This window comes from Paenibacillus sp. FSL H3-0321 (assembly GCF_038002865.1).
In the GTDB taxonomy this organism is placed as follows: domain Bacteria; phylum Bacillota; class Bacilli; order Paenibacillales; family Paenibacillaceae; genus Paenibacillus_AQ.
The window spans coordinates 5,585,611-5,607,008 of record NZ_JBBODH010000001.1 but is presented as its reverse complement, the minus strand read 5'-3'; the positions used below and the strand labels follow the sequence as shown (position 1 = coordinate 5,607,008).

Genomic DNA, 21,398 nt, shown 5'->3' with positions numbered 1-21,398 from the left:
CTATGAACAAGAACGGCGGAAAGAAGGAATTTATTCATGAGTAAAGTCATTCTCCATTCGCTTCAATACCGCCAGGAATCGCATTCGTTTACAGATGCCCTATACGGTATTTTGACAGAGAAAGGCTGGTTCACTTTGCCGAAATGTATGTTGTCCGGAATGACGGCGGCCTGTTTCCGCTTCTCCGTTCACAGGCAGCTCCATTCCGATTCGGCCACGGCCTACAATTGGATGGCGGAGCATCTTGTAGCTTGTGACCTGATTGGAATAACCGCCTCCCAAATGGGCGGATTTAATTTCACACCTACCTTTCCTCTCTACCAGCAGCAGGCCATCTCTGATATCAAAGCATGCATTGACCGCGGAACGGGCGCAGTGGTATGGAAAGACCGGTTTGTTATTGTGAACGGATACCATGAACAAGAGCAGCTATTTTATTATTTGGACGGGATAGCAGATTCCTGCCAGGAACTCCCCTTCTTAGCATTAGGGCGGAACCTCTCTCCTTATGCCTACTATCAGGTCTACGAGAAGCAGATCGAGATAGATGTGCTGCAGGCCATTAAAGAATCTTTCATACAAGCGGTCTTCAAAGCGGAAACCCATGACATCATGCTGCCGGAGTCCGGTTATGCATGCGGGCTTGCGGCTTATGATGCCATTGTAGAAGCACTTCGTTCCGGCGGCTATGACGCTGAAGGAGCCGCCGAAACATTTTTTGTCTACACTGCGGCCAAACAAGATGCGGCAAAGTATGCACAGGAAGTTCTGGCATACTGGCCAGCTGCAAAAGAGATCGCCGCACATTATACCCGGTTGTCGGAAATATTCGAGGCGATCACACAGGTTGAACTCCATACGCAACCTCTCCCGCCTTCCAGGTTAGAAGAACTACTAACCTTATTCGGCGATGCCAAGGCAGCCGAAACCGCCGCCATTCAGTCGATCCGCCACTTGCTGCGTGAACCCATTGCCAACCGTTTTCACGATATAGGACTGCGCTGAGCAGAAGCAGGTACGCTTGACAACAAAGTTATAGCTTCTATATATTTTAAGAACTATAACAAATTGGAGCGTGCCTATGAGCGCAGAAGAAGAGAAAACAATGGCTATCCATCAGGTGATGGATAGAATGGCAGCCGTCCAGCATAAATCCCAGGCCTTCGTTGACAGAATTAACAGGCAGGAATCCTTGACCCAGAACCAAATTATGCTGTTGTTCCAACTGCGGCTTACGGGAAAGCTGAATATCACAGATATCTCTGAACGATTCGTCATTACGCCGGGAGCTGCTTCCTCCATGTGCGATAGATTGGAAGAGGCGGCTCTAATTGAACGGGTACGTACCAAGGAAGACCGCAGAGTGGTCAATATCATACTTACGGAGCAAGGGGAACGGCGGATTCTTGATCTGTTTGACCGTTTCGCTACCGCAGAGCTGGATAAGATTGCAGATACACTCTCCAAAATTCAAATACTGATGGACGAAATTATTGAATAGCTCTCTTATCTGCGCAAGCACCGCCTCAGGCAACTGAAAGGCGGTGCTTTTTGAATGGATTATTATTTTATTGACTATATATTATTATATATATATATTTTAATTATTAAAATAATATCCGGCAAAAGGGGGCTCTACTCATGATACATCTGGACAAACACACTTCGGTGGCAGATGCGTTGAATCATCCTCCGCTTAAAGTAAGAGGCTCTCTCATCCGCCGGGAGGATATCACCTCTGCCTCCGTAGATGTATTCGGTCACTTGAAAGCGCTGGGCAAGGTTACGACGGGACGGCTGAAAGTGTCTGGAGAATGCTCTATAACAGGTGCCTGTCTTGCTGCAAAGGTAGAGAATTTCGGAAGCCTGCGTTTACACAGCCTGCAAGCCGAACATATCCGTTCCTCCGGATATGTTGCGGCATCGGAAGCAATCCATACGCTGACCTTTCAGGGGGAAGGCGCTGTGCGGGTGAACAGCCTTACCGCGAAGGAATCCATTACGATTCTGCTCGGTTCTTCCTGTACTGCGGATCAGATCAGAACGGACGGAACCCTGATAGTCAGGCGCTCCTCTCTGCTGCTTAAGCGCCTAATGGGACCGTTCCGCAAATTGACTGCCCGCTTGATTCAAGGGACAGCCATTGAGTTGGAGCACACGACAGCTGAGCTTGTGTGCGGGGAGCAGATCCGGGTTGGACCCGGTTGCGATATTCAGGAGATCCGCTACAGCGGAAGTCTGCATGTTGACCCGAAATCGAAAGTGGGCAGAGCTGTGCATACGAACGGATCTGGAGGGCCAGTATCATGAGCAGCCGCATGGATTCCCGACCCAATGCAGCCCTCCTTGATGCCTCCGAAGCTGCCTGCGGTATGTGAAATCCTGAATCCTGGAGGTCATCTTTCATACTCAATTATGGTTTCTCCGCTCGAGGCATCCTGAATCTCTCCGATCCGGATGAACCCCAGCTTCTGATAGAGATAATGATTTCTGACTGCCCAAGAGGGCGTGTCCAATGTCCATTTCTGTGCTGAGGGATAAGTGTCAAACAGGAAGCGGAAGGCCTCCTGGCCGTAGCCTTTATTCTGATAATGCGGGTCCATATAGATCCGTCCAAGATGACATTTCTCCCCGCCGGGAGCAGGAAAGACGATCATTCCGCCAATGATGGCATCATCGGCAAGCAGCTTGTAATAGTGGCCCTTCTGCATCATCTCTGCCTGCCAGGCGCTGGAATCATAGCCCGGTGGCCCGTCTTCTTCTTTATTTTGGAACTGCCGCGCGTCCTCGTTGAAGGTTTTCTTCTGTATTTCGGCTAAGGTCTTGGCGTCCTGTGGTTCGGCTAGTTGAATCGTAATCATATATGTTCTGGCTCCTTTGAATTATTCATCTTATTAGTTTAGTTATGAAAGGAGTAACTGCTGTACCGCTGCAAAAAAAAGGGGTGATGTTTTGTTCCTTCGGTTACTGTATTCGAGGTTCATAGTCAGAGATTCAGCTGACTGGACGACAGTCTTGGATTAAAGGGAAATATGCCCGGAATATTGCGAGAACAGTCTCTTAATTGCATTTTATAGGGAATTAATCCCTATAATTCCATCATAAACACCACATACGACTGGATCCACAGAAATAGCGGGCAACATTCCCGTTCATTGCGAAAAAGTGCTGATTCCCTAAAAATTAGCGGACGTTTTTCCCGGTACTTCTGTTGAACGCTTGCGACTCTAAGTATCCAAATTTTACGTTCAACGTTTCTGATTACTCAATGGGAAAATAGAGATCCATCACCACAGATTCCCCGGTCTCCTGTACTTCCTCCAGCCAGTAACGCTCTTTGTCACAGGCTGTTTGGTATCCCCTGCTGTTCACCCAAGCCGCGAGCTTCTTCCAGCCGAGGGGGATACGCTCAAAGGGATCGGCAAAGGGCTCCGTAATCCGCAATATTGCGTACCTGCAGCCCTCCACATGCTTACACGTTATACCTTCAGCCAGTGCCGGAATATCCTGACCCAGTACAACCCAATATTCATACCCCCGCAGACCTTCCTGCTGCTGCTCTTCAGACACAGGAACATCAAAACCAAACCTTCTTGTCCCGGCGCCGATCCCCGTTTTCGCTGACCACTCACTCATAAATGTGATGACCTCCGCCTCAGGATCCTTGCTGATTCTTACGCCGCTGGCGGTATTCATCGTGTGGAGACTGTCAATTCTGACCTCACTTAAATAATCCATTAGAATGCCTCCTGTACTGTGGTTTAAGCTTTCCTCTAACAACGGTTTGGGAGGGATGGAGTAGTTAGCACTCCGGCATCTGCTTGGAATTTGGCCGAACTCCTGCAGAAATGCCCTGCTGAACGCACGCTCAGAGCTATATCCGTAATCCATGGCAATATCTAAAATCCTTCTTCCACAAATCAGCTCATTCATCGCATGACAAAGCCGTCTCCTGCGGATATACTCCATTAAGGTGACATCCAGATGAATACTAAATAACCTGTGGAAATGAAATTTCGAGAATCCGGATACGCGCGCACAATCCTCAATCGTAATCGGTCCTTGCAGATTCTCTTCAATGTAATCAATTGCTTTCTGCATATACTCCGTATATCCCAAGCCGTTCACATCCTCGTTGCAACGATTACCTTCATTATAATCACCCGGCAAACAGACTACCGGACATTTATTGCTAAGTCCATTTATAGCGAGAAGCATATACATTCTATATTTAAACAAAAAGATCCCCCGTTAAGGAGATCCCCTGTTCCGCTGCTCAGCGGATTGATTCAGCAATCTGCATGATTTCTTCGCGGTCTAAACCTTGGGTGCTCAAGCTGTATAATACGCCGTCTGCTTCCCAATCCAAGCTTTTGTTATTCATTAACACTGCGTCGATCCCGTTCACCTTCACCTGCTCGATCTTGCCGTCGGTCGACATCTCATAGGCCGTTTCATGATCAGCATAAGACTGCTGCATCCAGAACTTTATGCCTTTCTTCTCACTGGTGAAGATCAAGTCGACATATTTGCTGCTGATCCCGTCCTTTCCCGTGTAAAGCTCTCCGTGGTCAAAGGCAATCCCTTCAGGTAAATATTCCGGCAGCTTCACTTCAAAAGCAGCGTATTTATTCAGCTCTGCAAGTGTCTTGACGCTGAAAATACCTGCGGCTTTTTCCTTATCCAGCACATCCTGCTCCTGTTGTGTGACAGGTTTGCCGTCTACAAAATCCACAATCAGCTCGCCGTCCGCCGTAAAGATCTGCCCCCTCTCTATCTCCTGGGCAAAGGATACTACCGGATGGCCGTCCTTATCATAAATCTTGCCTTTCATCTCTTCCGGAATTTCTGGGATCTGGTCCGGATCCATCTCATTCGCTATGATATGTCCCAAATTAATGGTCTGAAGCACCCGGCTCAGAACCTCCTGGGCAAAGGATGGCTTGACCACGGCTCCGCTTACCGCAAATGCTACAAGCAGCGAAGCCGCAATCATTACCGGCCGCTTGAAGCTGCGGGAAGAGTTCCTTCTGGAACCGGCCTGCACTTTGCCTGCCCGGCTTCTAACCTTGGACCAAACTGCCTGCTGATACGTATTGCGGCTGAAATCATGTTCGGCCAACACTTGTCCAAGCTCAAGCAGCTCACGGTATTCCTCGGATCCCTTCCATTCACCAGAGCCTGCTTTGTGAACACCGTTATCCATATCCCTCGCAAAACGTTGCGCGGTATCCTTGTTTTTCACAGTTCATCGACACTCCCTATTTCAGATTTGAGTTTTCTCATACTCCGGTAGAGAATTACGCCTACATTACTCTCGGAAATCCCTGTGAGCAGAGCGATCTCTTTATTTTTCAAACCGGCACCGAATTTAAGCGCTACGACATTCCGCTCCTTGACAGCCAGCTTGTTCAGCGCATGATTCAGCCTCGTATTTCGTTCTTCCTCCAGCAGCAAATCCTCGGGGGCTTTTTTGCCGGACACCAGCTCCATAACTGTATCCAGTGAGAACAGACGGGTTCTCTTCCGGCTTCTGTAATAATCGTTCACAACATTTCTGGCGATGGCAAACAGCCACACTTCAAAGGGCGCTTTCTCACCGGAAAAGCTGTCCAGCTTAGACAACGTTTTCTCAAATACCAGGCTCGTCAGATCCTCAGCCGTATAACGGCAGCTGACCCTGTAAGCTATATAGTTATATATCCGCTTATAGTAGGTTTCAAAAATCGTTGTAAACTGCTGGTCTGTCTCCGTATTTTCCTGCATTCTCTCTAGAATAAAAGGCTGTAACAATGCGCGCTCTTGCATCCCTTAAGCTCTCCCTTCCTGCAAAATTTCACTTGGCCAAGTAATTTACTCCAGCTAATACGTGTGTACGCGCAGTTTCATTACAGGATTGGGAAATTTTTACGAATGAATTTTCCGTGGTACAATTAACCAAATCTATGATGAATTTTCTAAAATGGAGGATTTGAAATTATGGTAATTGTATTTGCAGCGTTACTGTTAATAGCTGCTCTAGTTGCAGCGTATCGTGTAAGCAGCGGGAAAACCAGAAAGAGAAAATTAATCATTTGGGGGATCACCCTCATGGTGCCTGTCTCTCCCTTGGCATCATGGATGATTTCTTTGCTCTATGCGGACTTTGTTGCACATGATGGATTTGCAGGGATTGCGCTGCTGCTGCTGCTGATTCCGCTTTTTTGCCTGGCCGGATTGATCGTTCTGCTTACAGGGATTTTCCACAAAAAAGAAACGGGCACTGTGTAGTTCCCAGCGGACCGTTTCTTTTCCAACAACTATTAATTATACATTATTATCTAATTTAGTATATTTATTGATCAACTCATCCAGTAACATAGATTGTTTAATTACACTCGGGTGCAGCAGGCCAAACTGCTGTTCCATCTGATTTAGTCTGGCCCGCTCCACTTCAATCTGTTTCTGGATGACTTCTATCTCGTTCATTAGCACTACCCCCCGTAAACATTCTAGAGGTTTATGTCAAAATATAGGTGAAGTTATACAATGCATCAACATATAAAAAGACGCCGCTTGCGGTTTAGTTCCCGTTAGGCGGCGGTAAAAGACGACAAATATAAATTTCAGAGGTGGAAACAGAATTACCGTAAACAGACCGAGGCGGTACAAGAAATACTCTTGTACCGCCTCGGCCCGTCTCCTGCCGTTCTTCATAGTTTAATCTTTTCTAATAAGCCTAGCAGCTGCTGCTTCTCTTCCGGTGCGAAGTCCTCATAGACCGCTGCCAGCAGCGACTCCGATACGGATTCAAATATCGGCTGAAGCTCCCGGCCTTTCGCCGTAAGAGACAAGCGAAAGATCCTCCCATCTCTTTGATCCTGCTCCCGCTGGACGTATTCCATGCGCACCAGTTTATCCACCAAAGCTGTAATTGTAGATTTGTCCTTATCAATGTAGCAAGACAACTGATGCATCGTTATGTATTCCTGGACAAACAGCTGGTATAGGATATCTCCGTGCGAGGGGGCGATACCTTGAAGATTGTGTTTTTTCAATTCCCGTTCGATGAACTTATTGCCACGCCGGTGAATGCGGCCAATGACCGCGAGTACATTATTTTCATTCATAATCCCATGTTAATTTTAAGCAAAATATGTGTCAAGCCTTTCCCCGTAAAGCCGCACTTCCCGGCGTAGATTTCTTCAATATTCCGCTTCCAGCCGGTGAATCCCTGTCGATCAGGGTGTGATTCCGGGTACCTTCACTACGTTGGCCGCTGGCACCTGACCCATTCGTAACAGCCTTGTTGTTGCTTTGTTAACAGATCGTGATCTGAAAGCAGGTGTTTTAATATATAATAAAATAGACTGGAACGTTTATACTTTGGAGGTTAACCTATGAAAAAATTATTCGGCGCTGCCGCGATCGCCCTGTTTATTGCAGGATGTACGGCTGCGTCTCCTATAGATACTGCTCACGCCGCTTCCCCCTTACTCCTTTCTGTGGATGGACAACCTGCTCTCACACCTCTTCATCCCTTCTATTCCGGAGGAATCTTGTATGTACCCGCAAGAGTCTTGCTCGAATATTATCCCTGCCAATTGATCTGGGACAATGTCCGTAAACAACTGACCCTCAGCGATATCAGCTCCAATACAGTCCTTATACCCGGCAGCTCAGCCATGCAAATCACCTATACACAAACAGACGGCAGCAATGAAGAAATGCAGGAAGGACCCGTCATCGTGAAGGATGGACATAACTATATCCCGGCTGATACATTGTATGATCTTACCGGAGCTGAAAGTAGGCTTGAGACCACAGGGAATACAGTATCCATTGTGCCCGGAAGTGTCAGCACGACGGTTCGGGTTCCCAAGGAGCCGCTTGCCGTTGCAGCGGACAACTCCAAGGTCAAGCTATACACCGCGCTAAAGAACGGCGACACTTATAAAGGATTCATACTTGAAGTGAATGGCCGGAAACATAACTTCAATTGGTCGGCTCCAAGAATCCACAACTCTCCGCCCGAGCTTCACTATGCCGATGTCGATAACGACGGGAAGCCGGAAGCAATCGTCATTCTGACGCGGGGTACCGGAACCGGAATTGTTGCGCAGGAGGTCCATGTCGTAAAGCCTGAACTGTGGAAAGAGCTAACCCTCCCTGCAGCAGATAAGGCAGCTGCAGCAGCTATCACCTCCAGTTTAACCATTGATCAGAAGGATGTGCTGATCCGCCTTGAGGTCAAAGGAACGGCACCGTCCAAGCTAACACTGCGGCTTACCGGCCGTGCAACGGATAACGGTTTGGATTATTTCGGCAAGGAGGCAGGAATCGGCGCTGTTACCTATTACCAAGTGGAGGGCGGCAAACTGAAGGCAGAGACCAGTGTAATGGTCGGAATGCAAGAGAGTATAGGAACACTCATGCTGGAGTACAAGGCAGGCGGGAAGGGAATGGAACTGGGTTCAATCAAATTTGAGCCGGATGCTGCCATTAAGCCGAACATGGAGCCTAAGCAGGGGTAATTGAACAAAATCAAGAGTCTGCCGGAGACAACAGAAGGAGGTTCAAGAAACCAATGATAGATGCCCATATCCATCTAGAGCAATATACTGACATGGAGCTGGAGTCCATGTTGCTTGAGCTGCCAGGACTCGACATCGAGTCGCTGATCGCAGTCTCGATGAACCTGGATTCCTGCATCCGCACGCAGAAAATCGCCGCATTATATCCAGCCCAGGTAAAACCGGCCTATGGCTTCCATCCCGAGCAGCCGCTGCCTCAGGAAACCGAGCTTTACGCACTGCTGGACTGGATTGAACGCCATGCGGGAGAAATGGCTGCCGTAGGTGAAATCGGATTGCCCTACTATACACGGGCAGAAGCACTGGAGCGGGGCGAAGCCTTTGAGATGGAGCCGTATATCAGGCTGCTGGATACCCTGCTTGGCCTTGCAGCCCGCCTGAACAAGCCCGTTGTACTGCATGCCGTATACGAGGATGCTCTGACCGCTTGCGATCTTCTGGAGAAGCACGGCATTACCCGTGCGCACTTTCATTGGTTCAAAGGCCCGGAAGAAGCTATTGTCCGCATGATCGAACGCGGATATCATATTTCCTTCACCCCGGATATTCTCTACGAACCGGAGATCCGCGACCTCGCCCTCCGTTATCCGCCGAAGCTGGTAATGGCGGAGACAGATGGACCTTGGCCGTTCGAAGGTCCTTTTGCCGGGAAGCCCACCCATCCGGCCATGATCCGTGAAGTTGCAGCCGCCTGGGGGGCGCTGCATGGTTATTCCACCTCCCAGGCGGCGGCCATGCTGACTGCGAATACGGCGAGGTTCTATGATTTCTAGATAGAGACACGCTGCCGCCGGAGAAAACGGCTGTGTAATTGCCAACAAGTAAGAGCTAGCCCTACAGCGGGATTCTTTCTACACCTGACAATTTCTCACCGGTGAATTCCATCCGGTAAATATCCGGCTTCTTGGTCTGCATCAGAAACTCCAGTCCATAGTCAGCGGAGAAATAACCCATCATTAAGGCCATCACCAGACCATGGGTGCCGATGACTATGTTTTCTCCCGGGTGCTTCCGCAGGATATCCTTAAGGACTTGGACCGCCCGTGCTTGGCATTCGTTATTGGATTCTCCGCCCGGTAAGGCAAAATCCGCGTCTGCATACATCTTCCTTAGCGCTGGATATAATTCATCTTCTGGCAACGGGCGGTTGCCTTCCATCCAGATTTTTTCTTTCAGAGCTTCATCAGGAACAATTTCCTGGCCCAGTTCTTCTGCTAAATCTGCTATCGTCTGTACCGCACGGACATAAGGACTGCTGTAAAATGCATGGATCCCTTCACTCCGCAATCTTGCCGTCACCTGACGGGCATCTGCTTCACCTTTTGGAGATAACCCGCGTTCCCTCTCATCTCCTCCGGTTTTGGGAGACTCTCCGTGCCGTACCATGTAAATGAAAGTACTCATTTCAAATAATCCTCCTGAAATTGTATTGCCGGCATTGAATTCTTACAATAACTGTAACTGCCTACAAGCCTGCGGCTGAAGCATACGCTTCTCCTTACACTTTCGCCGGGAGAATTCCATGTCCTCCTTCAACAAGAAAAATAGACCAACCAAAGGTTTCTGGATGACCTAATACTACGAAAGAGCACGCGGGCTTGTTGGATATTTAAGTTGATTATGGGAAGCTCTACAGGGGAAGCCCACACGGGAAGCCGTAAGTGCACTTTGTACAGTTATATCAGGGATATTTGCACATATGGGAGAGTTAGTTGTATTCTGTACAGCTAGAAATCGGCTATCCACCGAATTTCGGGAAATCAGCTAATTTTAGCTGTACGAAATACAATTAAAAGTAAAATCAGGCCCTGGGGAGTCACTTTAGCTGTACGAAATACAACTATAAATCTGCCACCCGGCAAATGAGGCAAAGTGTGAGGTCCAGCTTACCAAAACACAACTAAAATAACTCCAGGCACTGCTGCCCTACTACCCAATTCGTCCGCAGAACCAGCTTAACTACGCTGTCACGCCATTTAGAGCCACTTCCACTTCTATTGAGCACACTTCTATCCAGCACACTTCTATCCAGCACACAAATATCGACCACACTAGCTGACCTGTTCTACGGAACTTACTCTCTCCTGCTTTGCAACTGGCCAAAGCACACGTCCGAACACTATACCGGTCAGACCCAGAACAGCTTGGATGATGCCGAAGTTGACGAAGATTTGACCAGGACCGGCAAGTTCGACCAGCAGACCTCCCAGCAGCGGGGCAACAATCATCACGGCACCGAGGATCGTGCTCTGAATACCGAATACCCGGCCTGTCATATGTGGAGGCGTTTCTTTCTGCAGGCAATAATTAAAGGCCACAATAAACATTCCGTTCCCGATGCCCAGTACGAATCCCAGCAGCAGCACCCAGATTACAGAAGCTCCAGGCTGGAGCAATCCCAGGCCAAGAACTGAACCGCCGATCAGCACATAACCGGTGCCAAGTCTCCAGCCATATCCCGTTCCCAGCTTCAGCTTGTTCATGACGAGGATGATGAGCACAGCCCCCGCACCGGAAGCGGCAACCATCCAGCCCAGCAAGGATTCATTGGTCGGCGAAACCATCCGGAACAAGCTGGTAAATTGAAAATCAACCATCTGGATCGCCAATGCCCCGGTAAGTCCGAACAGCATCGTATTCAGCAGCACTCGGCTGTGCAGCATAAAGCTCCAGCCTTCCTTCCACATGGTGCGAAGCGGAACACGTTCTTCCGGTGACTCGGGAACAGGATTTGTCTCTCCCGCAGGAATGTTTCTTACCGAAAGCAGCAGCAGATAGGAGCAGACACGAAAAATGGCATTCAGTAAAATGCACCACTGCGGCGTGAGCACTGACAAGGCTAATCCGCCCAGCAGCGGGCCGGCAATTTTGGAGCCTTGATTCACAATGCCGTTAAGCGAGGTTGCCTGAAGCAGCTGGTCCTCCCTGACAATACTCCGGGTCATGGACTGCTGTGCAGGCACATTTAACGTAGAAACTGCTGCGCGCAGCGACAGCAAAGGCAGCAGCCAGACCATGCTGGGAGCGAATAATACCAGCACGGTCAGAACCGCGGTGAGCAGATCGCATAACCGCATCAGCTTCAGCTTGTTCATCCGGTCGGCGGCCACCCCTGCCACGGAGCCGAGCAATACGCTCGGCAGTGCTATGGCTACCGGAATCAGCGCCAGCATCAGCGGGCTGGCCTGCCAGCGGTAGCCGACAAGCACTTGAATGGCCAGTGTATCGAACCAATCGCCAAAGGTTGCTGTGGCGAAGGCGCTGTATACACGCATGTATACTTTGTTATGCAGCAGGCTGGTTCCCTGCTTAGTTGAAGCCTCCATCTGTCATTCCTCCAGGTCACATTTAGAATCTAAGAATTGTGTAATTCATGATCCTACTGTAACGGAGAATTGTCAGAGAATTATCAGAGAGCTTTCAATATTGCTGCAACACATCCTCCAAAGACTGGGCGAGCCGGTCGAACCCCAATTCCTCAAGCTTGGCTGCAAATTGATTATCATATTTGTGCTGCAACGCTTGAGGAGGAGGGAACATCCGGCAGAAGTGATATATCCGGTACAACGCATGAAGAGGCAGAGGAACGAATCCGGTCATTTCCAGCACCTGCAGCCCTTCATCCAGCAGTTTCTCTGCTTCACGCCACTGCTTGTTGCGCAAACGCCATAGTCCTTTGACTATTTTATAGCTGCCAATCTCCCGCAAAAAAGGCTTGTCCAACAATACTCCCTCTATAGCCTCGTCCAGCCGTTCCAGCTCAGCATCTCCGGTTCCCGCCACCAGATGCACAAACAGCTCCACAATCATCGTAACCGGAATGAAATTTTCATAACCGGGTTCAGCAATGACTTGATAGGACCTTTCCAGACGTTCCAGCGCCCTCTCCGGCTGCCCCGCCAAGGTGAACAAATCCAGAATTGTGAGGATCTCCAATTCCACCTGATCAGGCGGAGGCAACAGTTTTTTCCGGATCACCTGCTCACAGTACGCCAGCTTCGCCTTGGGTTCGCCGGAGAAAAAGTAGAACAGCAGCAGGTAAAAAAGCCGGTCCTTCAAAGGCACCTCTTTCGTATACAGCAGCCACTCCAAATCCCCTTGCACAAAGTGAATAACCATGGAATAATGCGGGTCCAGCTCATAGCCGAGTATGTCCTGCTGACGCGCGAGGGTGAGCATCGATTTGCCCTGGCCGTATACATGAAACTTGCCGAACACGTCACGCATCGTATCGCGCAGCTCCGGATCATGCGTGGTTGGCGTAATCATCACACTGCCCAATCCCGGCACTGCCAGACTATAACCAAAGCCCCGTACCGTCTTGATATCAAGTCCTTTAAGTCCGCGGAGCTTTTTGCGCAGCCGGTAGATATGATCATCCACTGTCCGTTCCACCGGATACTCCAGCGGCCATACTTTATCCAGAAGCTGCTCCCGGCTGAAGGTACGCCCCCTGTTATGGTATAAAAACTGCAGGAGCGCAAATTCCTTAGGCAGCAGCTCGATCATCATTCCTTCGGCCGACACTTTGTATTCGCTCCCGTTTAATTCCAGATGCATAGCTGAACCTCTTTTCCACGGATGAATCTATCACTTTATTATAACAGCCAGCCTTCACACAGCTCCAGCGGGAAAAAGGCAAAAAGAGCAAACCCGCAACTTCCTGCAGGTTTGCTCTTCTTTCTACTCTACCTATCGCGCTTTGCAGCAGCAGTATCTCTTATCCGCAGATTATCCCGCCATATTGTTAACTGCATCCTGTTCGGAAAATACAGAGATATGATCCACGGTGCCGGAGGACTCCGGAATAATAAATTTGAGCTGGTATTCCTTGCCGGCTTGGTAAATGTAGATCTTATCGCTGCCGTTCACCGCAGTGCTGTCCGGCTTGCCAAGTACTTCTTCAATCTGCTTCAGAGTCAACTTCTGCAACTCAGCAGCGCTTGAGCGGACATCGAAGATCCGGCTGCCTTTATTGAAACCAAATACGGCATGTTTGTCGCTGTAGACTGAATACATCCCTTTACCCGCCGAATCCTTCGTGTCCGGCTCTCCCCATGCTGCTTCGACCTCATCTATTAATCCGCTGTGCGCAGCATATTCTACACCCGGCACTTTGCCCTGCTTGGCAAGCTGGAGCAGTTCTTCCAGCTGCTTGCTGCTATCCTGCGGAGCTGCGGCAGAAGACCCTCCAGCTCCAGAGCTTGGTGAAGCTGCCGCTGCCGGCTCCTCGGTTGGAGCAGATGAAGCGCTCGCTTCCGGCTGTGAGGTTGCCGGTACATCCGTACCAGCCGCCGTTGCCGGCGATGCAGAGGCCGCCGCCTGTTGATCAGAGGAATCACAAGCCGTGAGCCCGATCACCCCTGCCAATATAAAGATGCCGGCTATTGCTCTAAATGTTGTTGTCATCTTGTCATCTCCTTGACTGAACTGCTAGTACTGACGGAGGGAAATAGGGAAAGGTTGCAGAAGACACCCTAAGTACTAAGACGACTTTAGGCACAAGAAAAAACGCCACTTAGCTGCCTTAGCAGCCAAGTGGCGCAATTCGGAATGTTTTATCCGCTTGCCTAGATTAAATCCGACTGTTGCAGCAACCGCTGAATCATTGCGGCAACTTCGGCTCTTGTGATAGATGCCTGAGGATCTAATCGTGTGGAAGTTCTACCGGAAACAATTCCGGCGGCAACACTATCTGCAGCACTGCCCACTGCCCATTTCGAAACGCTGCCTGCATCCGTAAAGGAACTCAGCAGCTCTGAAGCCTCTTTATTCTGGAGCTTATCTTTCAACGCGGTGATTTGCATTGCTTTTGCAATCATTGTCATTGCTTGTTCACGGGTGATCTTGTCCAGCGGACGGAAGTTGCCGTCTTCAAACCCGTTGATTAGTTTGTAGGCATACGCTGTCTGCACTGAACTGCTGTACCAATCCGAAGCCTTCACATCCGAGAAAGCACCCGTACCGTTCTCCAGTTTCAGACCTAACCCCCGTACAACGATTGAGGCGAATTCGGCCCGCGTAATCTCTGCAGCAGGATTAAACGCTCCGTTCCCAACGCCGTCAATAATCATGCGTGAGCCCATGTTGTTGACGATATCTTTTGCCCAATGACCGTCCATATCCTTGAATTCCAGCGGATGCCAGATAATCGAGTAGGTGCTGTTGGTCAAGCTATTGACGATGGCAAAATATTGTTGATCAATCTTAGCCACTTTTGTCGGCACATGTCTCACCGATCCGTCCGGCTCAACCACAACCCCGGTTGTAATTCTGTTCGGGTCCACACCATCCGGAAGAGCAATCATCCGCTCTACATAAGCGTTGAACTTCGTTATTTCAACCGTGGTATCCCCGTATTGAGCCCGGATTACAAAATTAAGTGGTGGAGCAGCAAGCGTAAACTCACCTGCAGCCGCCGAATTCTCCACTATTCTCAGCGTATCCGCTGTCGGCTTAGCGATCTCAATTTGAATTTTGATATCTTCAAGGGCAACTGACGCTCCAAGCTGTGTTGAAATAGACTCAATGTTGATTTGCGCCGCAGGAAGCGTGTAAGTGGCATTTCCGCTTTTAAACTCAAGCACCGCCTGCTTTTGTTCCATGCTCTTGATCATTTGGCCGCTTAACTCGCCTATTACAATATTAGAACTGCTGATCACCGGAATCGTTATCAGAGCTCCTTGGCCTTCGGCTGCCAGCCTTTCTTCCAGCTTCTTCTGATCAATTACGACAGTTGTAACACTCTGCCCGTTCACAGTGGAGGTTGTTGCTGTTCCTGCTCTTTCCACCTTGCCATTAACAAAAACATCAACTCCGTCGTTTGTCACTGGAGTCGTGATTACAGGCGGGTTCTCATTCCCTCCTCCACCAGATGGCGCGGATGGCGCGATTGGCGTAACTTCGTTCGATAGAGCGGATGAGGCACTGCTGCCTGCGCCGTTAATCGCTTTTACCGTAAAAGTATAGGCCATGCCGTTTGTCAGTCCTGTAATTGTAATGGGACCTGTTGTTCCAACCCCCACAATGTTGCCGTGCGAAGCCGTAACCTCATAACCGGTAATTGCACTGCCTCCGGTCTCTGCCGGGGCCGTAAAGCTTACCACCGCTTGTCCATTTCCGGCTACTGCGGTTATATCCGTCGGCGCGCCCGGAACCGTTTTTGGAGTAGCACTCAATTCGTTCGAAGCCGCGCTATCCCCTACTTCATTGGCTGCTTTGACCACAAAATAATAGGCTGTGCCATTATTCAATCCTGTCGCCTTATAGCTGTATACCGAACCGCTGACTGTAGCTATTTCATTGCCATATTCAGAGGAAGAAAGTCTCTGGAATATCTTGTACCCTGTTGAACCCGTAACCGGACTCCAGATCAGGTTGATCTCCCCATTACCGGTAAAAGCGGATTGCAGGAACGGCACACCCGGGATAGGCACCGACGTATCGGTTACTGTAATAACAAGTGTCTGCACTGCGCCCGCTGTAAAGTTGAACGTTAAGCTCGTCGTGCCTTCTGCCAGCGTAGCCAAGTAATCCTTCTGGAGGGTTACTGTGTTGCCTGACACGGTGTAATCACTTCCTGCGGCAAGATATGCCACACCGTTTGAGATGCTGGTGAGATTATTGCCATTCAGCATCATCGTTATTACAACATCCGCCTGTTTGCCCGTATTCTTATCGAAGCTTGCAGTCTTCGGACTGATTGAACTGTTATTGGCTGTTGAAATCGTGTAGCTCTCGCTCAGCACCAAGCTATCCGTCATCCCCGGTTTCACCGCGATGGCCTTAATCGTCTTCGCGCTCGTCAGGGTGATCGCTCCGTTGTACAGCGTACTGCCGATGGTTGGCGTTGTGCCATCCGTCGTGTAGTAAATCAGCGCGCCGATGGTTGTGCTGCTCAGCGTTACCGCCGTGCCGGACGCTAACTCGCCTCCGGCTGGGTTGGCTGTTGGCGCTGCAACCTGCTGCGCCGTAATGGTGTAGCTCTCGCTCAGCACCGAGCTATCCGTCATCCCCGGTTTCACCGCGATGGCCTTAATCGTCTTCGCGCTCGTCAGGGTGATCGCTCCATTGTAGAGCGTGCTGCTGATGGTTGGCGTTGTGCCATCCGTCGTATAGTAAATCAGCGCGCCGCTAGTGGTGCTGCTCAGCGTTACCTCCGTGCCGGACGCTACCTCGCCTCCGGCTGGATTTGCTGTCGGCGCTGCAACCTGCTGCCCCGTAATGGTGTAGCTCTCGCTCAGCACCGTGCTGTCTGTCATCCCCGGTTTCACCGCGATGGCTTTAATTGTCTTCGCGCTCGTTAGCGTAATCGCTCCGCTATAAAGCGTACTGCTGCTAGTTGGCGTTGTCCCATCCGTCGTATAGTAGATCACCGCACCGCTGGTAGCGCTGCTCAGCGTCACCTCCGTGCCCGACGCTACCTCGCCTCCGGCTGGGTTTGCTGTTGGCGCTGCAACTTGCTGCGCCGTAATCGTGTAGCTCTCGCTCAGCACCGTGCTGTCCGTCATCCCCGGTTTCACCGCGATGGCCTTAATCGTCTTCGCGCTCGTCAGCGTAATCGCTCCGCTGTAGAGCGTACTGCTGATGGTTGGCGTTGTGCCATCCGTTGTGTAGTAGATCACCGCGCCGCTGGTGGCGCTGCTCAGCGTTACTGCCGTGCCGGATGCTACCTCGCCTCCGGCTGGGCTGGCTGTTGGCGCGTCCACTTGCGCCATGATCGTGTAGCTCTCGCTCAGCACCGTGCTGTCTGTCATCCCCGGTTTCACCGCGATGGCCTTAATCGTCTTCGCGCTCGTTAGCGTAATCGCTCCACTGTAGAGCGTGCTGCTGCTGGTTGGCGTTGTCCCATCCGTCGTATAGTAGATCACCGCACCGCTGGTAGCGCTGCTCAGCGTCACCTCCGTGCCCGACGCTACCTCGCCTCCGGCTGGGTTTGCTGTTGGCGCTGCAACTTGCTGCGCCGTAATCGTGTAGCTCTCGCTCAGCACCGTGCTGTCCGTCATCCCCGGTTTCACCGCGATGGCCTTAATCGTCTTCGCGCTCGTCAGCGTAATCGCTCCGCTGTAGAGCGTACTGCTGATGGTTGGCGTTGTGCCATCCGTTGTGTAGTAGATCACCGCGCCGCTGGTGGCGCTGCTCAGTGTCACCGCCGTGCCCGACGCAACCTCGCCTCCGGCTGGATTTGCTGTCGGCGCTGCAACCTGCGCCATAATGGTGTAGCTCTCGCTCAGCACCGAGCTATCCGTCATCCCCGGTTTCACCGCGATGGCCTTAATCGTCTTCGCGCTCGTTAGCGTAATCGCTCCACTGTAGAGCGTACTACTGTTGGTTGGCGTTGTGCCATCCGTTGTATAGTAAATCAGCGCGCCGCTAGTGGCGCTGCTCAGCGTTACCTCCGTGCCGGACGCTACCTCGCCTCCGGCTGGGCTGGCTGTTGGCGCGTCTACTTGCGCCATGATCGTGTAGCTCTCGCTCAGCACCGGGCTGTCCGTCATCCCCGGTTTCACCGCGATGGCCTTAATCGTCTTCGCGCTCGTCAGGGTGATCGCTCCGCTGTAGAGCGTACTGCCGATGGTTGGCGTTGTGCCATCCGTTGTGTAGTAGATCACCGCGCCGCTGGTTGCGCTGCTCAGTGTTACTGCCGTGCCGGACGCTACTTCGCCTCCGGCTGGACTGGCTGTTGGCGCGTCTACTTGCGCCATAATCGTGTAGCTCTCGCTCAGCACCGGGCTGTCCGTCATCCCCGGTTTCACCGCGATGGCTTTAATTGTCTTCGCGCTCGTCAGCGTAATCGCTCCGCTGTAGAGCGTACTGCTGCTGGTTGGCGTTGTGCCATCCGTTGTATAGTAGATCACTGCGCCGCTGGTGGCGCTGCTCAGTGTCACCGCCGTGCCGGACGCTACCTCGCCTCCGGCTGAATTTGCTGTCGGCGCTGCAACCTGCGCCATGATCGTGTAGCTCTCGCTCAGCACCGTGCTGTCTGTCATCCCCGGTTTCACCGCGATGGCCTTAATCGTCTTCGCGCTCGTCAGGGTGATCGCTCCGCTGTAGAGCGTACTGCTGCTGGTTGGCGTTGTGCCATCCGTCGTATAGTAGATCACCGCTCCGCTGGTGGCGCTGCTCAATGTCACCGCCGTGCCCGACGCTACCTCGCCTCCGGCTGGATTTGCTGTCGGCGCTGCAACCTGCGCCATAATGGTGTAGCTCTCGCTCAGCACCGAGCTGTCCGTCATCCCCAGTTTCACCGCGATCGCTTTAATCGTCTTCGCGCCCGTCAGGGTGATCGCTCCGCTGTACAGCGTACTGCCGATGCTTGGCGTTGTGCCATCCGTTGTATAGTAGATCACTGCGCCGCTGGTGGCGCTGCTCAGTGTCACCGCCGTGCCCGACGCAACCTCGCCTCCGGCTGGATTTGCTGTCGGCGCTGCAACCTGCGCCATAATCGTGTAGCTCTCGCTCAGCACCAAGCTGTCTGTCATCCCCGGTTTCACCGCGATCGCTTTAATCGTCGTCGCGCTCGTTAGCGTAATTGCTCCATTGTAGAGCATACTGCTGCTGGTTGGCGTTGTGCCATCCGTTGTATAGTAGATCACCGCTCCGCTGGTGGCGCTGCTCAGCGTGATCTCCGTACCCGACGCCACTGCGCCTCCGGCTCCGGTAGGATTCGCTGTTGGCGCATCCACTTGCGCTAGGGATCCGCTTGCCGACATCACCAATTGCGAATTCCCGGAGATAACAATTCCACCATTCAGCTCCATCAGGGCATAAATCGCATTGATATCAATGTCCGACAAATCAACTCCAGCATCCTGCCAGGTAGAGCCCTGGTCTCCTGTGTAGTAAATCCCCGGAACATTGTTGCTGTCGATTGCTACCATATAAATATTGTTTCCCTTTTGTCCCATCATCGTAGAAGCCCCATAGAAACTATAAGTACCAGTTAAAGTTGGGGCGCTCCATGCCGAGAGGTCCTCACTCGTGCGGGAGAATACTTCATAGGTTGTTGAATTATACCCGGTCAGGACATATTTACTTCCGTCATAAACAATATTATTAAAAGCTTCTGTGTGATTAGGATAAGCACCGGAGTGATTTACCCAGGTGTCCCCATCTGTTGAGGTCCAGATACTTGCCTGGTCTACATTACCACTGCTGTCATAGCCATACCCTAAAGCAATAAATTGATTATTATCATAGGTTACGGTATATATGGCATCAATGGATTGCACAGGCAGCACGGGCTCATTCCAGACCACCCCGTCAACCGACGTTTTTATTTTGGGCACCGAACCAGAGCCTGCCCCAACTGCAACAAATTTCCCGTTGCCAAAAGCGATGTCCGTCAAAGATGTGGAATCATTTATACTGCTCCGCACAGTCCACGCTGAACCATCGGTTGAGGTAGCCAGTGCTGCTGTCGTTTGACTCACATCGCCGATAGCCACGTATTTGTTGTTGCCATATGCTGCGGCTGTAAAGGTTCCTGTTCTTGAGGGTAAAGCGGCTTTACTCCATGAAGCCAAATCACCCGAAGTCCATATGGCCCCATCTCCACCTTCTTTGCCAACAGCGACATATTGGGATCCGTCATGGATAACTTCATAAAAAGCTCCCCCCCATTTATAGCTCCAATCCGAGCCGTTAGGGGATACCATCATTCCTTCATTTCCTAGACGGAAATACTTTCCGTTCACGAACATCGAGCTCTGAGTCACAAAATAATTCTTAAACGGCTGCATCGTCCACGTGGTTCCGTTCGTCGAGGTATACACAGCACCATAATTAGGAGCTTCATAGCCGAACATGTAATATTTTGTGCCATCATAAAATCCATTAAACATCTGATTATTATATTGAGAGGAATTCTGCTTAAAGGGGGCACCCAGCAAAGTGAAAGTTGAGAGATCTGTAGAGGTCCAAATATATGCCAAAGGATCTGAAATATAATAGCGGTCCTTCATCCATGTGATCATGTTTGTACCAATAGATGGTCCTGAAGGGCCTGACGGCTGTGCTACAGTCCAGGTTGTGCCATTCGTAGTGGAATATATTTTCCCGTTCCCGGTGCCAATAGCCAGTCTGGATCCATTATTTCCTGCCGTTATTCTCGTTACATAATCGCTAGAAGCAAGGCCAGTAGGGACGACTGAGGTCCAAGTAATTCCGTCTGCCGACGTTAAATATTTCCCCTCTGTTGTGGCGTAGAATGCACTGTTCCCGTTAAATTGAAGAAATTCAACATTCCCTATCCCCTTGCTCACATTGGAGGTGCGCTGCGTCCATGTTGTGCCGTCGGGTGAGGTCAGAATGACTCCCGCGCTCCCGCCTACGACGAATAATCCGTTTCCATAGGCTACCCCGTTAAAAGTGAATGAGCTCGGATCTGCCACTCCAGTGTAGGTGATGTCTGCTTTTGTTTTTACGTTCACCCAGGTCTCTGCATCCGCAGATTTAATAATCGCCCCGTAGTAACCTACTGCGATATACGTATTATTGCCATAGGCAAGATCCGACATTGCACTGGATGGTAAATTGTCGTAGCTTTTCAGCGTAAAAGAATCCGGTGCCGGATTAGCAGCATTTACAGCCTGCGGGTGAAACAAGAACAGCGTTAAAACCCCAAGCAACATCGTTCCAACAGAAAAATAACTTAAACCTCTTTTCATCATTAGCTGCCTCCATTATGTGATCTCGTCTATGAAACTGACAATTTTGTGAACAAACTTAATATCCCATAATTCGACATCCTACGCCTAAATCCTCTAAAAATTAATCATTTAAAAAAATAAATAAAAAAACAGCTATTTGGACAACTCCGCATAG

General features: G+C 50.6%; 17 protein-coding genes. 6 read left to right on the top strand and 11 right to left on the bottom strand.

Going from position 1 to position 21,398, the window contains the following annotated elements; genetic code table 11:
• Nucleotides 1–36 precede the first annotated feature (36 nt).
• The 3 genes from MHI45_RS25055 (at nt 37) to MHI45_RS25045 (ending at nt 2,310) form a co-directional block, all read left to right on the top strand.
• Nucleotides 37–1,005 (top strand): hypothetical protein, encoded by a 969-nt coding sequence (locus MHI45_RS25055; protein ID WP_076111254.1) that lies wholly within the window; start codon nt 37–39, stop codon nt 1,003–1,005.
• Between the two features lie 76 nt (nt 1,006–1,081).
• Nucleotides 1,082–1,501, top strand: a complete 420-nt coding sequence (locus MHI45_RS25050; RefSeq protein WP_076111255.1) for a MarR family winged helix-turn-helix transcriptional regulator — start codon at nt 1,082–1,084, stop codon at nt 1,499–1,501.
• 140 nt (nt 1,502–1,641) lie between these two features.
• On the top strand, nt 1,642–2,310 hold the full coding sequence (locus MHI45_RS25045) for a hypothetical protein (RefSeq protein WP_076111256.1): 669 nt from the start codon (nt 1,642–1,644) through the stop codon (nt 2,308–2,310).
• Between the two features lie 86 nt (nt 2,311–2,396).
• Here MHI45_RS25045 and MHI45_RS25040 read toward each other — a convergent pair whose 3' ends face one another.
• The 4 genes from MHI45_RS25040 to MHI45_RS25025 all read right to left on the bottom strand — a co-directional run bounded on the left by MHI45_RS25040 (nt 2,397) and on the right by MHI45_RS25025 (nt 5,808).
• Nucleotides 2,397–2,861, bottom strand: coding sequence for a GNAT family N-acetyltransferase (locus MHI45_RS25040; protein ID WP_076111257.1), 465 nt, complete (start codon nt 2,859–2,861; stop codon nt 2,397–2,399).
• 400 nt (nt 2,862–3,261) lie between these two features.
• Nucleotides 3,262–4,119 (bottom strand): AraC family transcriptional regulator, encoded by an 858-nt coding sequence (locus MHI45_RS25035; protein ID WP_076111258.1) that lies wholly within the window; start codon nt 4,117–4,119, stop codon nt 3,262–3,264.
• 157 nt (nt 4,120–4,276) lie between these two features.
• Nucleotides 4,277–5,245, bottom strand: coding sequence for a DUF4367 domain-containing protein (locus MHI45_RS25030; protein ID WP_083675686.1), 969 nt, complete (start codon nt 5,243–5,245; stop codon nt 4,277–4,279).
• Nucleotides 5,242–5,808: a sigma-70 family RNA polymerase sigma factor gene (locus MHI45_RS25025; protein WP_076111259.1), complete on the bottom strand. Its 567-nt coding sequence runs from the start codon at nt 5,806–5,808 to the stop codon at nt 5,242–5,244. Before MHI45_RS25025 ends, MHI45_RS25030 begins: the two co-directional genes overlap by 4 nt.
• 171 nt (nt 5,809–5,979) lie before the next feature.
• On the opposite strand from MHI45_RS25025, the gene MHI45_RS25020 reads away from it, so the two are divergent.
• A complete protein-coding gene (locus MHI45_RS25020; RefSeq protein ID WP_076111260.1) occupies nt 5,980–6,270 on the top strand; it encodes a hypothetical protein in 291 nt (96 codons plus the stop codon).
• Between the two features lie 36 nt (nt 6,271–6,306).
• On the opposite strand, the gene MHI45_RS25015 is transcribed toward MHI45_RS25020, so the two are convergent.
• On the bottom strand, nt 6,307–6,468 hold the full coding sequence (locus MHI45_RS25015; RefSeq protein WP_081965701.1) for an aspartyl-phosphate phosphatase Spo0E family protein: 162 nt from the start codon (nt 6,466–6,468) through the stop codon (nt 6,307–6,309).
• A gap of 224 nt (nt 6,469–6,692) precedes the next feature.
• Nucleotides 6,693–7,109: a MarR family winged helix-turn-helix transcriptional regulator gene (locus MHI45_RS25010; RefSeq protein WP_076111261.1), complete on the bottom strand. Its 417-nt coding sequence runs from the start codon at nt 7,107–7,109 to the stop codon at nt 6,693–6,695.
• A gap of 270 nt (nt 7,110–7,379) precedes the next feature.
• On the opposite strand from MHI45_RS25010, the gene MHI45_RS25005 reads away from it, so the two are divergent.
• Together MHI45_RS25005 and MHI45_RS25000 are read left to right on the top strand one after the other, a co-directional pair.
• A complete protein-coding gene (locus MHI45_RS25005) occupies nt 7,380–8,513 on the top strand; it encodes a stalk domain-containing protein (protein WP_076111262.1) in 1,134 nt (377 codons plus the stop codon).
• Between the two features lie 53 nt (nt 8,514–8,566).
• Nucleotides 8,567–9,346, top strand: coding sequence for a TatD family hydrolase (locus MHI45_RS25000; protein ID WP_076111263.1), 780 nt, complete (start codon nt 8,567–8,569; stop codon nt 9,344–9,346).
• 61 nt (nt 9,347–9,407) lie between these two features.
• Here the strand turns inward: MHI45_RS25000 and MHI45_RS24995 are convergent, their stop codons facing one another.
• The 5 genes from MHI45_RS24995 to MHI45_RS24975 form a co-directional block, all read right to left on the bottom strand.
• Nucleotides 9,408–9,977, bottom strand: a complete 570-nt coding sequence (locus tag MHI45_RS24995) for a histidine phosphatase family protein (protein WP_076111264.1) — start codon at nt 9,975–9,977, stop codon at nt 9,408–9,410.
• Nucleotides 9,978–10,624: 647 nt separating this feature from the next.
• The gene (locus MHI45_RS24990) at nt 10,625–11,899 is read right to left on the bottom strand and encodes an MFS transporter (RefSeq protein WP_076111265.1); all 1,275 of its coding nucleotides are present in this window, start codon (nt 11,897–11,899) and stop codon (nt 10,625–10,627) included.
• Nucleotides 11,900–11,993: 94 nt separating this feature from the next.
• Nucleotides 11,994–13,133, bottom strand: coding sequence for a winged helix-turn-helix domain-containing protein (locus MHI45_RS24985; protein ID WP_076111266.1), 1,140 nt, complete (start codon nt 13,131–13,133; stop codon nt 11,994–11,996).
• 171 nt (nt 13,134–13,304) lie between these two features.
• Nucleotides 13,305–13,982, bottom strand: coding sequence for a YjgB family protein (locus tag MHI45_RS24980; RefSeq protein ID WP_076111267.1), 678 nt, complete (start codon nt 13,980–13,982; stop codon nt 13,305–13,307).
• Nucleotides 13,983–14,143: 161 nt separating this feature from the next.
• Nucleotides 14,144–21,244, bottom strand: a complete 7,101-nt coding sequence (locus tag MHI45_RS24975) for a chitobiase/beta-hexosaminidase C-terminal domain-containing protein (protein ID WP_341119583.1) — start codon at nt 21,242–21,244, stop codon at nt 14,144–14,146.
• Nucleotides 21,245–21,398: the final 154 nt, after the last annotated feature.

Excerpts from the sequence above, each read along its gene's own strand:
- MHI45_RS25055 (WP_076111254.1), top strand. The coding sequence starts at position 37 with ATGAGTAAAGTCATTCTCCATTCGCTTCAATACCGCCAGGAATCGCAT.
- MHI45_RS25050 (WP_076111255.1), top strand. The coding sequence starts at position 1,082 with ATGAGCGCAGAAGAAGAGAAAACAATGGCTATCCATCAGGTGATGGAT.
- MHI45_RS25045 (WP_076111256.1), top strand. The coding sequence starts at position 1,642 with ATGATACATCTGGACAAACACACTTCGGTGGCAGATGCGTTGAATCAT.
- MHI45_RS25040 (WP_076111257.1), bottom strand. The coding sequence starts at position 2,861 with ATGATTACGATTCAACTAGCCGAACCACAGGACGCCAAGACCTTAGCC.
- MHI45_RS25025 (WP_076111259.1), bottom strand. The coding sequence starts at position 5,808 with ATGCAAGAGCGCGCATTGTTACAGCCTTTTATTCTAGAGAGAATGCAG.
- MHI45_RS25020 (WP_076111260.1), top strand. The coding sequence starts at position 5,980 with ATGGTAATTGTATTTGCAGCGTTACTGTTAATAGCTGCTCTAGTTGCA.
- MHI45_RS25015 (WP_081965701.1), bottom strand. The coding sequence starts at position 6,468 with ATGAACGAGATAGAAGTCATCCAGAAACAGATTGAAGTGGAGCGGGCC.
- MHI45_RS25010 (WP_076111261.1), bottom strand. The coding sequence starts at position 7,109 with ATGAATGAAAATAATGTACTCGCGGTCATTGGCCGCATTCACCGGCGT.
- MHI45_RS25005 (WP_076111262.1), top strand. The coding sequence starts at position 7,380 with ATGAAAAAATTATTCGGCGCTGCCGCGATCGCCCTGTTTATTGCAGGA.
- MHI45_RS25000 (WP_076111263.1), top strand. The coding sequence starts at position 8,567 with ATGATAGATGCCCATATCCATCTAGAGCAATATACTGACATGGAGCTG.
- MHI45_RS24995 (WP_076111264.1), bottom strand. The coding sequence starts at position 9,977 with ATGAGTACTTTCATTTACATGGTACGGCACGGAGAGTCTCCCAAAACC.
- MHI45_RS24990 (WP_076111265.1), bottom strand. The coding sequence starts at position 11,899 with ATGGAGGCTTCAACTAAGCAGGGAACCAGCCTGCTGCATAACAAAGTA.
- MHI45_RS24985 (WP_076111266.1), bottom strand. The coding sequence starts at position 13,133 with ATGCATCTGGAATTAAACGGGAGCGAATACAAAGTGTCGGCCGAAGGA.
- MHI45_RS24980 (WP_076111267.1), bottom strand. The coding sequence starts at position 13,982 with ATGACAACAACATTTAGAGCAATAGCCGGCATCTTTATATTGGCAGGG.
- MHI45_RS24975 (WP_341119583.1), bottom strand. The coding sequence starts at position 21,244 with ATGATGAAAAGAGGTTTAAGTTATTTTTCTGTTGGAACGATGTTGCTT.